At 66.4% G+C, this 12,285-nt stretch carries 12 protein-coding genes; 9 read left to right on the forward strand and 3 right to left on the reverse strand.

The window, feature by feature from the left end; genetic code table 11:
* Positions 1-271 precede the first annotated feature (271 nt).
* Positions 272-1,012 carry a YebC/PmpR family DNA-binding transcriptional regulator gene (locus tag BW990_RS14175; protein WP_076448841.1) on the reverse strand — a complete coding sequence of 247 codons (741 nt, stop codon included), beginning with the start codon at positions 1,010-1,012 and terminating at the stop codon, positions 272-274.
* A gap of 124 nt (positions 1,013-1,136) precedes the next feature.
* Between BW990_RS14175 and BW990_RS14180 the strand changes: the two genes are divergently transcribed.
* The 7 genes from BW990_RS14180 to BW990_RS14210 all read left to right on the forward strand — a co-directional run bounded on the left by BW990_RS14180 (position 1,137) and on the right by BW990_RS14210 (position 8,379).
* Positions 1,137-1,730, forward strand: a complete 594-nt coding sequence (locus BW990_RS14180; protein WP_076448842.1) for a LysE/ArgO family amino acid transporter — start codon at positions 1,137-1,139, stop codon at positions 1,728-1,730.
* A gap of 43 nt (positions 1,731-1,773) precedes the next feature.
* Positions 1,774-2,676 (forward strand): DMT family transporter, encoded by a 903-nt coding sequence (locus BW990_RS14185; RefSeq protein ID WP_076448843.1) that lies wholly within the window; start codon positions 1,774-1,776, stop codon positions 2,674-2,676.
* A gap of 125 nt (positions 2,677-2,801) precedes the next feature.
* Positions 2,802-2,999 (forward strand): hypothetical protein, encoded by a 198-nt coding sequence (locus tag BW990_RS14190; protein ID WP_076448844.1) that lies wholly within the window; start codon positions 2,802-2,804, stop codon positions 2,997-2,999.
* 127 nt (positions 3,000-3,126) lie between these two features.
* Positions 3,127-4,653, forward strand: coding sequence for a choline-sulfatase (gene betC, locus BW990_RS14195; protein WP_076448845.1), 1,527 nt, complete (start codon positions 3,127-3,129; stop codon positions 4,651-4,653).
* Between the two features lie 2 nt (positions 4,654-4,655).
* The gene (gene betB / locus BW990_RS14200; RefSeq protein ID WP_076448846.1) at positions 4,656-6,119 is read left to right on the forward strand and encodes a betaine-aldehyde dehydrogenase; all 1,464 of its coding nucleotides are present in this window, start codon (positions 4,656-4,658) and stop codon (positions 6,117-6,119) included.
* A 241-nt stretch (positions 6,120-6,360) separates the two neighbouring features.
* Positions 6,361-8,001: a choline dehydrogenase gene (gene betA, locus BW990_RS14205; protein ID WP_076448847.1), complete on the forward strand. Its 1,641-nt coding sequence runs from the start codon at positions 6,361-6,363 to the stop codon at positions 7,999-8,001.
* Positions 8,002-8,133: 132 nt separating this feature from the next.
* On the forward strand, positions 8,134-8,379 hold the full coding sequence (locus BW990_RS14210; protein WP_076448849.1) for a YdcH family protein: 246 nt from the start codon (positions 8,134-8,136) through the stop codon (positions 8,377-8,379).
* Here BW990_RS14210 and BW990_RS14215 read toward each other — a convergent pair.
* Positions 8,360-8,890: a glutathione peroxidase gene (locus tag BW990_RS14215; RefSeq protein ID WP_076448850.1), complete on the reverse strand. Its 531-nt coding sequence runs from the start codon at positions 8,888-8,890 to the stop codon at positions 8,360-8,362. The genes BW990_RS14210 and BW990_RS14215 overlap by 20 nt on opposite strands.
* A 100-nt stretch (positions 8,891-8,990) precedes the next feature.
* On the opposite strand from BW990_RS14215, the gene BW990_RS14220 reads away from it, so the two are divergent.
* Positions 8,991-9,260, forward strand: a complete 270-nt coding sequence (locus BW990_RS14220) for a DksA/TraR family C4-type zinc finger protein (RefSeq protein WP_076448852.1) — start codon at positions 8,991-8,993, stop codon at positions 9,258-9,260.
* A gap of 134 nt (positions 9,261-9,394) precedes the next feature.
* Positions 9,395-10,225 carry a hypothetical protein gene (locus BW990_RS14225; RefSeq protein ID WP_076448854.1) on the forward strand — a complete coding sequence of 277 codons (831 nt, stop codon included), beginning with the start codon at positions 9,395-9,397 and terminating at the stop codon, positions 10,223-10,225.
* A 175-nt stretch (positions 10,226-10,400) separates the two neighbouring features.
* Here the strand turns inward: BW990_RS14225 and BW990_RS14230 are convergent, their stop codons facing one another.
* A complete protein-coding gene (locus BW990_RS14230) occupies positions 10,401-12,212 on the reverse strand; it encodes a M3 family oligoendopeptidase (RefSeq protein WP_076448856.1) in 1,812 nt (603 codons plus the stop codon).
* Positions 12,213-12,285 lie beyond the last annotated feature (73 nt).

The raw sequence follows: 12,285 nt of genomic DNA on the forward strand, positions 1-12,285 counted from the left end.
GCGCGAGGGGCAGCGCCCCTCGCTCTGCCGCGCGCCACCGGTCCGGCATGGCCGGTCCAGAGCGGATCGCGCAATCAGCGCATTTCCTTATCGTCTTTGGTGAGGGCGGGAAGTGTGCGGAATCTGGGCCGCCTGTCCGCGGCGCGCGCGGAAAAGCGAGGGGCCAGCCCCTCGCGCTCCCCGGAGGTATTTCCGGTCCGGCCGTGACAGGGGCGGCGCGCGCCCCGCAGAGCTGGGACGCGTGGATGGCAGGCGGGCCTGAGCGCGGGGCTCAGAGCTGCGCCATGACCTCGTCAGAGGCTTCGAAATTGGTGGTCACGCGCTGCACGTCGTCGTCGTCCTCGAGCGCATCGACGAGCTTCATCAGCGATTGCATGCCTTCGAGATCGAGCTCGGTCGTGGTGGCGGGTTTCCACACGAGCCGCGTCGTCTCGCTTTCACCGAGCTCGGCCTCGAGCGCGGTCGACACCTCGTTCAGATCCGTGTCGGCGCACCAGATCACGTGGCCGTCCTCGGAACTTTCCACGTCCTCGGCGCCCGCTTCGATGGCGGCCATCATCACCGTGTCAGCGTCGCCCGCTGAGGCGGGGTAGATGACCTCGCCCTTGCGCTCGAACATGAAGCCCACCGAGCCGGTCTCGCCCATGTTGCCGCCGTTCTTGGAGAAGGTGGAGCGCACGTTCGACGCGGTGCGGTTGCGGTTGTCGGTCATCGCCTCGACGATCACCGCGACGCCGTTGGGCCCGTAGCCTTCGTAGCGAATCTCCTCATAGGCCTCGCTGTCGCCGCCGGTGGCTTTCTTGATGGCGCGTTCGATCACGTCCTTCGGGACCGATTGCGACTTTGCTTCCTTCACCGCGAGTCGCAGGCGGGGATTCTTCTCGGGGTCGGGGTCGCCCATCTTGGCGGCGACAGTAATTTCCTTGGACAGCTTCGAGAACAGCTTGGAGCGCGCGGCGTCCTGCCGTCCCTTGCGATGCTGGATATTCGCCCATTTGGAATGGCCGGCCATGTCTGCCTCACTCACGTCTCATGTTGCGGGATCGGCGTTCATATAGGGGAGGAGGCGGGGCGGGGGCAAGCCCGGGGTTCCCGCAATGCTTGCAAGCCGATGCGGGTTTCGCCATGGATAGGCGATGCAGTCTGTCCTTGCGGGCTTCACGCTCGGTTTTTCCCTTATCCTGGCCATCGGTGCGCAGAACGCATTCGTCCTGCGCCAAGGCCTGATGCGCCAGCACGTCCTGCCCGTGGTGCTGACCTGCGCGATCTCGGATGCGCTCCTGGTCGCGGGGGGCGTGGCGGGATTCGGCGCGCTGGTGCAGCGCATGCCCTGGCTCGAGGACACGATGCGCATCTTCGGGGCGGCGTTCCTCTTCTGGTATGGCAGCCGCGCGCTTATCTCGGCCTGGAAGGGCAGCGACGCGCTCGAGGCGGGGCAGGCGGCGTCGAGCCTGCGCGCCTCGATCCTGACCTGTCTCGGGCTCACCTGGCTCAACCCGCATGTCTATCTCGACACGGTGGTGCTGCTGGGCGGGCTTTCGGCGCAATATCCGAGTCCGCTGCATTTCGGCTTCGGCGCGGTCACGGCCTCCTTCGTCTTCTTCTTCTCGCTGGGTTACGGCGCGCGGGCGCTGGCGCCGATCTTCGCGCGGCCCCGGGCCTGGCAGATCCTCGACGTGGCGGTCGGATTGACCATGTATGCAATCGCGGTCTCGCTTTTCCTTGGCTGAGCGCGACCTTGCAATCCCGGGCAGCGCCCCCTCAGATGGCGCCATGTTCCAAGCTGTGCAACGCCCGCTTGAGGGCATCCTCTGGATGGTCGTGACGGGCGTCTGCTTCGTGATGGTCACGGCGTTGGTCAAGGCGCTGGGCACGCGCATCCCGCCCGCCGAAAGCGCCTTTCTGCGCTACCTGCTGGGGCTCGTCTTCCTGATCCCGGTCTGGCGCGTGCTGGCGGCGGCGCGGCTCACGCGGCGGCATTGGGCGCTGTTCTCGATCCGGGGGCTGATGCACGGGCTGGGGGTGATCTGCTGGTTCTTCGCGATGACCCGCATCCCGATCGCCGAGGTGACGGCGATGAACTACCTCAACCCGGTCTTCGTCAGCCTGCTGGCGGTCGCCTTCCTCGGCGAGCGGATGAAGGCGCCGCGCATCCTTGCCATCGTGGCGGCGCTGCTCGGGGCGCTGATCATCCTGCGGCCGGGGATGCGGGTGCTCGATCCGGGGCATTTCGCGATGATGGTGACCGCGCTCAGCTTCGCGGGGGGCTATCTTCTGGCCAAGATCCTGTCGGACGAGCTGCCGGCCTCGGTGGTGGTGGCGATGCTGTCGGCAACGGTCACGCTGGCGCTGCTGCCCTTCGCGCTCTTGAACTGGGTCTGGCCGAGCTGGGGCGAGATCGGCATCCTCTTCGCCGTCGCCTTCTTCGCCACGGCGGGGCATTACACCATGACGCGCGCCTTCGCCGCCGCACCGGTCACCGTCACGCAGCCGGTGATCTTCCTGCAGCTCGTATGGTCGGTGCTGATCGGCGCGGCCTTTTTCGGCGAGCCGCCCGATCCCTTCGTCATCGCCGGCGGCACGCTGATCGTCGCGGCGGTGGTGTTTATGACCTGGCGCGAGGCGCGGGCGAACCGGCGGCGGATCACACCTGCGTTTCACGCAACGAAGCATTGATCTGTCCTTAACTGTTTCCGTTCCAGAAAAGATCACGCCGGAGGCAAGATCTTGCCCCATTTTTCCGGAAGATTGGTCCTGCGGGCGCCGGTTGTGCCCGTGTGTGACCGAATGGAGTAAATGGTATGTTTGCAGAAAACCAACTGACCGAAAATTTCGACGATGTGGCCAGCTTCGTGCTGGGAGAGCGCGCCAAGGTGCTGTCGGACACCGAATGGCGCTTCCGGATGCGCGGCTACGGCTACAACCTGCGCAAGACCGACCTGGGCTACGAAGTGGCCCGCCTGCCGCAGATGTCCGTCCTCGGAATGATCGAGGCCTGATCCGACACATGACTTATCCCGAACGGTGACGCCCGGAGCCATGAGCTGCCGGGCGTTTTCATGTCCGGATACCGCCGTTCCGGGATATTGATTGACGAGTCAATCAGTGCGCATTACCTCTAGGGGCATGAACACAGAACGCGCAACGCAACGGCCCAACATCCTTGTCGTCATGGTCGACCAGCTGACCGGAACGCTGTTTCCGGACGGCCCGGAGGCATGGCTGCATGCGCCGCATCTCGGCGCGCTGGCGGCGCGCTCGACGCGATTCGCCAATGCCTATACCGCCTCGCCGCTCTGCGCGCCGGGGCGGGCGGCCTTCATGTCGGGGATGCTGCCTTCCGAAACGGGGGTCTACGACAACGCCGCCGAGTTCGCCTCGTCGATCCCGACCTATGCGCACCATCTGCGCCGCGCGGGCTACCAGACCTGTCTTGCGGGCAAGATGCATTTCGTGGGGCCCGACCAGCTGCACGGCTTCGAGAGCCGCCTGACCACGGATATCTATCCCGCCGATTTCGGCTGGACGCCGGATTACCGCAAGCCGGGCGAGCGGATCGACTGGTGGTATCACAACCTCGGCTCGGTGACGGGCGCGGGGGTGGCCGAGATCACCAACCAGATGGAATACGACGACGCGGTGGCCTTCGAGGCCGAGCAGAAGCTCTACGATCTGGCGCGCGGACAGGACGCGCGGCCCTGGATGCTGACGGTCAGCTTCACCCATCCGCACGACCCTTATGTGGCGCGGCGGAAATACTGGGATCTCTACGAGGAGTGCGACCACCTGCTGCCGACGGTTCCGGCGATGGATTACGCGGATCACGACCCCCACAGCCAGCGCATCTTCGACGCCAACGACTGGCGCAGCTTCGAGATCTCCGAGGACGATATCCGCCGGTCGCGGCGGGCTTACTTTGCCAATATCTCGTATCTGGACGACAAGATCGGCGGAATCCTCGACGTGCTGGAACGGACCGGGCAGGAGGCCATCGTGGTCTTCGTCTCCGATCACGGCGACATGCTGGGCGAGCGGGGCCTCTGGTTCAAGATGAGCTTCTTCGAGGGCTCGGCGCGGGTGCCGCTGATGATCGCGGCCCCGGACATGGCGCCGGGCTTAGTGGAAACGCCGGTCTCGACCATCGATCTCTGCCCGACGCTTTGCGATCTTGCGGGGGTGTCGATGGCAGAGGTCATGCCCTGGACGACCGGGGAAAGCCTCGTGCGGCTGGGGCAGGGCGGCGCGCGCAAGAGCCCCGTGGCGATGGAATACGCCGCCGAAGGCTCCTATTCGCCGCTCGTGGCGCTCAGGCAGGGGCGGTGGAAATACACCGATTGCGCGCTCGATCCCGAGCAGCTTTTCGATCTCGCCGCCGATCCCGGCGAATTGACCAATCTCGCGGACGATCCCGCCACTGCGGCGACGCTGGAGGCCTTCCGGCAGGAGGCCGCGGCGCGCTGGGATCTCGAGGCCTTCGATGCCGAGGTGCGGCAAAGCCAGGCCCGGCGCTGGGTGGTCTACGAGGCCCTGCGGCAGGGCGGCTATTACCCGTGGGATTTTCAACCGCTGCGCGACGCGTCCGAGCGTTACATGCGCAATCACATGGACCTCAACGAGGTCGAAACACGCCAACGCTTCCCGAGAGGAGAATGACGATGGACGAGCATTACGACACGCAACCCAAGGCCAGCCACTACGTGGACGGGGCCTATCTGGAAGACACGGCCGGCGAGGCCTTCGACGTGATCTACCCCGCGACGGGGGCCGTCATCGGCCGCTTGCATCAGGCGACCGACGCGGTGATCGAGAAGGCCATCGCGGCGGCCCGCCGGGCGCAGGCCGAATGGGCCAGGACCTCGCCGCGCGAACGCGGCCGGATCCTGACCCGCGCGGCGCAGATCATGCGCGAGCGCAACCGCCCGCTGTCGGTGCTGGAGACCTACGACACCGGCAAGCCGCTGCAGGAGACGCTGGTGGCGGATGCCACCTCGGGCGCGGATGCGCTGGAATATTTCGGCGGCATCGCGGCGGGTCTGACCGGCGAGCATATCCAGCTCGGCGAGGACTGGGCCTACACGATGCGCGAGCCCTTGGGCGTCTGCGTCGGGATCGGTGCCTGGAACTATCCCACGCAGATCGCATGCTGGAAGGCCGCCCCGGCGCTGGCCTGCGGCAACGCGATGATCTTCAAGCCATCGGAGACGACGCCGCTTTCGGCGCTCAAGGTGGCCGAGATTCTGACCGAGGCGGGGCTGCCGGACGGGCTGTTCCAGGTGCTGCAGGGGATGGGGCCCGTGGGCGCCACGCTCACCACGCATCCGGGCGTCGACAAGGTGTCGCTGACGGGCTCGGTGCCCACCGGCCAGAAGGTCTATGCCGCGGCGGCGGGCGAGTTGAAGCACGTGACGATGGAGCTTGGCGGCAAGTCGCCCATGCTCGTCTTCGACGATGCGGATCTCGATGACGCGGTGGGCGGCGCGATCCTGGGGAATTTCTATTCCTCGGGGCAGATCTGTTCGAACGGCACGCGGGTCTTCGTGCAGAAGGGCCTGAAGGAGCGGTTCGTCGCGCGGCTCAAGGAACGGCTCGACGGCGCGGTGATCGGCGATCCGATGGACGAGGCCACGAATTTCGGCCCGATGGTGAGCCAGCGGCAGATGGAGATCGTGCAGGGCTACCTCAAGAAAGGCGTCGAGGAAGGCGCGAGGCTGGTCACCGGCGGCACGCGGCTCGATCGCGACGGCTTCTGGCTGACGCCCGCGATCTTCGACAACGTCACCGACGAGATGACCATCGCGCGCGAGGAGATCTTCGGGCCGGTGCTGTCGGTGCTGGAGTTCGAGACCGAGGAAGAGGGCATCCGGCGGGCCAACAACACGCCCTACGGGCTGTCGGCGGGGGTGTTCACCCGCGATATTTCCCGCGCGCACCGGGTGATCGGGCAATTGCAGGCCGGCACCTGCTTCATCAATTCCTACAACGACGCGCCGGTGGAAATGCCCTTCGGCGGCGTGAAGATGTCGGGCGTCGGACGCGAGAACGCGAAGGCGGCGATCGAGCATTATTCGCAGCTGAAGTCGGTCTATGTGCGCATGGGCCGGGTCGAGGCGCCGTTCTAGGGCCGCTCCTCCGCCCGTGCGGGCGTCCTCGCCGAGACCGTGCCGAGCGGTCGAGGCAGGCCTGCGGGCGTGGGATGTCGGAAATGTGCTGGAGAGGCGCCTGAGGGGCAGATCTGCCCTCAAGGCGCCATGACAAGTGTGAGGTGCCTCCGGTGCGCCTCAAGGACAGGCCGCGGCACGCCGCGGTGGCCCCAGGGGGGCCATCCTTGACCCGCCCCGGAGACACGTGAAGGAGCGTAAGATGCAAGCGGAATACGTGATCGTTGGGGCCGGCAGCGCAGGCTGCGCCATGGCCTACCGGCTCGCGGAAGCGGGCAAATCGGTGATCGTGATCGAAGAGGGCGGCTGGGATGGCGGCCCCTTCATCCAGATGCCGGGGGCGCTCAGCTACCCGATGAACATGAAGATGTACGATTGGGGGTACCAGTCGGAGCCAGAGCCGCATCTGGGCGGGCGGCGGCTGGCCACGCCGCGCGGCCGCGTGATCGGCGGCTCGTCGTCGATCAACGGCATGGTCTATGTGCGCGGCCACGCCAAGGATTACGACCATTGGCGCGACCAGGGCGCCGATGGCTGGGGCTATGCCGACGTGCTGCCCTATTTCAAGCGCATGGAGACCAGCCATGGCGGCCAGGACGGCTGGCGCGGCACCGACGGGCCGCTGCATGTCACGCGCGGGCCCCGCGACAACCCGCTGACGCGCGCCTTCGTCGAGGCGGGCCGCGAGGCGGGCTACGAGACCACCGACGATTACAACGGCGAAAAGCAGGAAGGCTTCGGACCGATGGAGGCCACCATCCACAAGGGCGTGCGCTGGTCCGCCGCGCATGCCTATCTGCGCCCGGCGCAGAAGCTGGGCGCCGAGGTCGTGCGCGGCATGGCGCGGCGCGTGGTGATGGTGAACGGCCGCGCGACGGGGGTCGAGGTGCGGTTCCCGAACGGGACCGAAGTGGTGAAGGCCAGCCGCGAGGTGATCCTCGCGGCCTCCTCGCTCAACTCTCCGAAACTGCTGATGCATTCCGGGATCGGGCCCGCCGCGCATCTGAAGGAGCACGGCATCGAGGTGGTCGCCGACCGGCCCGGCGTGGGGCAGAATCTGCAGGACCATCTGGAGCTTTACATCCAGATGGCCGCGAAGAAGCCGGTGAGCCTGTTCAAGTACTGGAGCCTTCTGGGCAAGGCCTATGTGGGCGCGCGCTGGCTCTTCACCAAGACCGGGCCCGGCGCGTCGAACCAGTTCGAGAGCGCGGCCTTCATCCGCTCGGACAAGGGCGTCGATTACCCGGACATCCAGTACCACTTCCTGCCGCTCGCGGTGCGTTATGACGGGCAGGCCGCCGCCGAGGGGCACGGCTTCCAAGCGCATGTGGGGCCGATGCGGTCGAAGTCGCGGGGCGCGGTCACGCTGCGGTCCGCCGATCCCGAGGACGCGCCGAAGATCGCCTTCAACTACATGAGCCACGAGGACGACTGGACCGAGTTCCGCAAGGCCATAAGGCTGACGCGGGAGATCTTCGCGCAGGACGCCTTCAAGCCCTACGCGGATTTCGAGATCCAGCCGGGCGAGGCGGTGCAGAGCGACGCGGCACTCGACGACTTCGTGCGGGAGCATGCGGAAAGCGCCTATCATCCCTGCGGCACCTGCCGGATGGGCCGGGCGGATGACGCGGACGCGGTGGTCGATCCGGAAGGCCGGGTGATCGGCGTGGACGCGTTGCGCGTCGCCGACAGCTCGATCTTCCCGCGCATCACCAACGGCAATCTCAACGGGCCCTCGATCCTCGTGGGCGAGAAGATCGCCGATCACGTGCTGGGCCGGTCGCTGCCGCCCGCCAATGCCGAGCCGTGGATACATCCGCGCTGGCAGGAGGCGCAGCGCTGAACGGACATGGCCGGGCCTCGCATGGCCCGGCTTTTTTCATGCAGGCCGATCCGGATTGATCCCGATCAAAGCGGTCGGAATCCCGCTCCGGCAAGGGTGGGGCGACACGTATCGCCAACAGGAGGCCTTCCCATGACCCATGTCCCGCACCAGCTTGCCGAGGATTTCCCCGAGCACAAAGCCCGCATCGCCGAGTTGCGCCAGAGCGACGCGCATTTCGCCCGGCTGGTGGAGCAATATTCCGAGGTGAACGCCGAAATTCACCGCATGGAAACGGATGTGACACCCACGGATGACGCCACCCAGACGCAGAAGCGGCGCACCCGCGCGGCGCTGAAGGACGAGATCTACGCCGCCCTTACCCGCGTGGCGGGCTGAGCAGCGCGTCAATCTCGCGCGTGAGCACCGCTGCGAGGGGCCGGGTGGTGGCGCCATAGGTGGCAACCAACTGGCCCTCGGGCCCGATCAGCACCTTGTTGAAATTCCAGGTGGGCGCGAAATCGGCCGTGTCGCGCAGCCAGGCGTAGAAGGGATGCGCCGCCGCGCCGCGCACGGAGGTGATCGTGGTCATCGGCAGGTCGAGGCCGAAATTCACCTCGCAGAATTCCTTGACCTCGGCGTCGCTGGAAAGCTCCTGGCGGAAATCGTCGGAAGGCACGGCCAGCACCACGAGCCCCTGCTCGCGGTAGCGGTCATAGAGCGCCTGCAGCGCATCGTATTGGTCGGTGAAGGCGCAGCGCGAGGCGGTGTTCACCACCAGGACGGGCCGGCCTTCCCAATCGGCCATCTCGAGCGTGCCGCCGTCGATGGAGGGAAAGCTGAAATCGAGCGCGGCGGCGGGCAGGGCCCAGAACAGGAACGCTGCGAGCGCTGTGAACGTGCGGATCATGGAAATGCCTCCTCGTGTCGCCTATGTTCTAGGGCGTCGGCGCCGCGGTCAAATCACAGCTGCGGGCGCGGGCGTTCCGCAACCTCAGGGAGGTCCGGGCATGGCAGGCGGTTGGAGCCGCGATGGCGCTGTGAACGAACAGATCGAAGCCTCGATCAACGACGAGCTGGCGCGGCTGAAGGCGCGGCGCGGCCCCTCGGGCGAGAGCCGGACCCATTGCGCGGAATGCGACGAGCCGATCCCCGAGGCGCGGCGCGCGGCGATCCCGGGCGTCAAGCTCTGCATCGACTGCCAGAGCGAACGAGACGGCCGTGCGGCGCCGCGCGGCGGCATCAATCGGCGCGGATCGAAGGACAGCCAGCTGAAATAGCGCGGCCCCCGGACCGAATCCTTATTGCAACAATGGCCCGGAGAAGCGCCCGTATCGCCCCGGCACGGGACCGCCATGGTTGCGCGCAGGCCCGCGACCGTCGCAAGCTGAAAAGAAAACGGGCAGGCAGCGACATGAACACGGGCAAGGCAACGTTCCTGTTGTCGACGGGACGCGTCTCGACGCAGAACATCTACAACACCATCCTCAAATCCGGGTTCAAGGGATTGGTGGAGCATGAGCCGCTGCGCGCCCGCTACAACCCGCGCCAGACCTTCCGCAAGCCGAAGATGTGCGCCGAGATCAGGCAGCGCGATCCGGCCATCGCCGCCAAGCTCGACGAGATCGAGGCCTTGCTGGACAGCGGCGGGCGCTATTGCTCCATCGGGTGGACGACCTTCACATGGGCCACGTTCCTCAAATGGCGTTTCGGCGACCGGGTGTCCTTCGTGGGCCTCGTGCGCAATCCCTACAAGGTCGCGGCGAGTTTCCTGACCCATGATCTCTTCACCGGCGCGCGCCAGGACGCGATGCAGCGCTGCGGTTTCATCCGGGGCAGCGATCCACGCGTGATCCATCGCGACCTCGGGCAGGACTGGACGGATTTTTCGCCGTTTGAGAAGCTGCTGTTTCACTGGCTCGAGGCGAACACGCTGATCCACGAGAGCTGCCAGGCCCATGACGCGCCGCTCTACCGGTTCGAGGACCTCTACGGCGAGAAATCGACCGCGCTGCCGATGATGTATCACGACCTCGCGGGCATCCACATTCCCGAACCGGACGAGGAGCGCGACGCCTACAATTTCGCGCTCGACGGGGATTACGACTTCACCGTGCGGCCGGAGCTGCGCGCGGCCTGCGCGGCGCTGTGCCTGAAGCTCGGTTACTCGAAGGCGTTCGTCAAAAGCGCGGAAGCGGGGCTGGAACGGCTGCCCGAGGCCTATTCGAAGGTCCGCGTCGCCTGACATGCTCGCGCCGCCCCTGCGGATCGCGGGGCGGCTGCGGGTTTATGCGTTTATCCGGAAAGGTGAAGGGGCGGGACGGCGCCGCACTCCGTCCGGCGGGCTCTTGGGCTCTTCCCGGAGCCGAGGGCGGCAAAACGGCGCGCGAGAAGCCGCGCGCGCCGGTCTGGCGAAACCCTCAGTCCTCCATCGCCTCGAGCTCGTCGATCAGCCCCGAGATCATCGACAGGCCCTTGTCCCAGAAGGCGGGGTCGGTCGCATCGAGGCCGAAGGGCGCAAGAAGGTCGGTGTGGTGCTTCGACCCGCCCGCCTTGAGCATGTCGAAATACTTCTGCTGGAAACCCTCTGGGGCCTCTTCGTAATTGGCGTAAAGCGCGTTCACCAGCCCGTCGCCGAAGGCATAGGCATAGACGTAGAAGGGCGAATGCACGAAATGCGGGATATAGGCCCAGAAGGTCTCGTATCCTTCCATGAATTCGAAGGCGGGCCCGAGGCTTTCGGCCTGCACCGACATCCAGAGCGCGTTGATGTCGTCGGGAGTGAGTTCGCCGCCGCGCCGCGCCTCGTGCAGCTTGCACTCGAAATCGTAGAAGGTGATCTGGCGGACGACGGTGTTGATCATGTCCTCCACCTTGCCCGCGAGCAGGACCTTCTTCTCGGCGTCGTCCTTGGCGTTCCGCAGCATGCGCCGGAAGGTCAGCATCTCGCCGAAGACCGACGCGGTCTCGGCAAGCGTCAGCGGCGTTGAGGCCAGCATCTCGCCCTGACCCGCGGCCAGGACCTGGTGCACGCCGTGCCCGAGCTCATGGGCGAGCGTCATCACGTCGCGCGGTTTGCCCAGGTAGTTCAGCATCACGTAGGGGTGCACGTCGGTGACGGTCGGGTGCGCGAAAGCGCCGGGCGCCTTGCCGGGCTTCACCGCGGCGTCGATCCAGCCATCGGTGAAGAAGGGCTGGGCGATCTCGGCCATCTTCGGGTCGAACTCGGAATAGGCGTTCATCACCGTCTCGCGCGCCTCGTCCCAGCCGACCACGCGCGTCGTCTCCATCGGCAGGGGCGCGTTGCGGTCCCAGACCTGCATGACGTCGAGGCCAAGCCATTTGCGCTTGAGCTCGTAATAGCGGTGCGAGAGCTTGGGATAGGCCGCGACGACCGCGTTGCGCAGCGCCTCGACCACCTCGGGCTCGACGTCGTTCGACAGGTGCCGCCCGGTCTGGGGCGTGGGCATGCCGCGCCAGCGGTCGAGGATTTCCTTCTCCTTGGACTGGGTGTTGTGCACGCGGGAGAAGGTGCGGATATTGGCGCCGAAGACGCGGGCGAGCTCGCGCGCGGCGGCCTCGCGCTTGTCGCGGTCCTGTTCGGTGAGGTTGTTGAGGGTGGCCTCGATGCCCATCACCTCGCCGTCGATCTCGAATTCGAGCCCGGCGATCGTCTCGTCGAAGAGCCGCTCCCAGGCATCGCCCACGACACCCATGTCGTGCAGGAACTTCTCCATCTCGTCGGACAGCTGGTAGGGCTTCAGCGCGCGGATGCGATCAAAGGCGGGCTTGTAGCGCGCGAGCTGCGCATCGGCGAAGAGCGCCGCATAAACATCGTCCTCGACGCGGTTGAGTTCCAACGAGAAAAACACCAGCGGCGTGGTATAGACCGTCACCTTTTCCTGGCAGTCCGAAAGGAACTTCGCGCGGCCGGAATCGGTGGTGTTCTGGTAATAGCGCAGGCCCGCGAAGGACATGATGCGGCCCGCGATGTTCTCGATCTTCTCGTGGCGCTGGACCATCTCGAGGAAGGCGGTCGCATCGAGCCCGGCGATCTTGCCCTCGTAATCGGCGGCGAAGCTCTGGCACGCCTGTTCCAGCCAGTCGAGATCGCGCTTCAGCTCGGGCGCGTCGGGCGCGGCATAGAGATCGGACAGGTCCCATTCCGGCAGATCGCCCAGGTCGCGGCCCCCGGCAGAGGCGTTGGCGTCGAATAGCGGGCGTGCGGTCATGGGGTGCTCCTGTTCATCTGGCTTGTCGATAGGTGGCCCGAAGTCCCGCCGGGTTCAAGGGTCGCGCCGCCGA

Origin of the sequence: Roseivivax lentus (assembly GCF_900156805.1) — a bacterium.
In the GTDB taxonomy this organism is placed as follows: domain Bacteria; phylum Pseudomonadota; class Alphaproteobacteria; order Rhodobacterales; family Rhodobacteraceae; genus Roseivivax; species Roseivivax lentus.

Excerpts from the sequence above, each read along its gene's own strand:
- betC (WP_076448845.1), top strand. The coding sequence starts at position 3,127 with ATGAACACAGAACGCGCAACGCAACGGCCCAACATCCTTGTCGTCATG.
- BW990_RS14180 (WP_076448842.1), top strand. The coding sequence starts at position 1,137 with ATGCAGTCTGTCCTTGCGGGCTTCACGCTCGGTTTTTCCCTTATCCTG.
- BW990_RS14185 (WP_076448843.1), top strand. The coding sequence starts at position 1,774 with ATGTTCCAAGCTGTGCAACGCCCGCTTGAGGGCATCCTCTGGATGGTC.
- BW990_RS14175 (WP_076448841.1), bottom strand. The coding sequence starts at position 1,012 with ATGGCCGGCCATTCCAAATGGGCGAATATCCAGCATCGCAAGGGACGG.
- BW990_RS14210 (WP_076448849.1), top strand. The coding sequence starts at position 8,134 with ATGACCCATGTCCCGCACCAGCTTGCCGAGGATTTCCCCGAGCACAAA.
- BW990_RS14215 (WP_076448850.1), bottom strand. The coding sequence starts at position 8,890 with ATGATCCGCACGTTCACAGCGCTCGCAGCGTTCCTGTTCTGGGCCCTG.
- BW990_RS14190 (WP_076448844.1), top strand. The coding sequence starts at position 2,802 with ATGTTTGCAGAAAACCAACTGACCGAAAATTTCGACGATGTGGCCAGC.
- betA (WP_076448847.1), top strand. The coding sequence starts at position 6,361 with ATGCAAGCGGAATACGTGATCGTTGGGGCCGGCAGCGCAGGCTGCGCC.
- BW990_RS14225 (WP_076448854.1), top strand. The coding sequence starts at position 9,395 with ATGAACACGGGCAAGGCAACGTTCCTGTTGTCGACGGGACGCGTCTCG.
- betB (WP_076448846.1), top strand. The coding sequence starts at position 4,656 with ATGGACGAGCATTACGACACGCAACCCAAGGCCAGCCACTACGTGGAC.
- BW990_RS14230 (WP_076448856.1), bottom strand. The coding sequence starts at position 12,212 with ATGACCGCACGCCCGCTATTCGACGCCAACGCCTCTGCCGGGGGCCGC.
- BW990_RS14220 (WP_076448852.1), top strand. The coding sequence starts at position 8,991 with ATGGCAGGCGGTTGGAGCCGCGATGGCGCTGTGAACGAACAGATCGAA.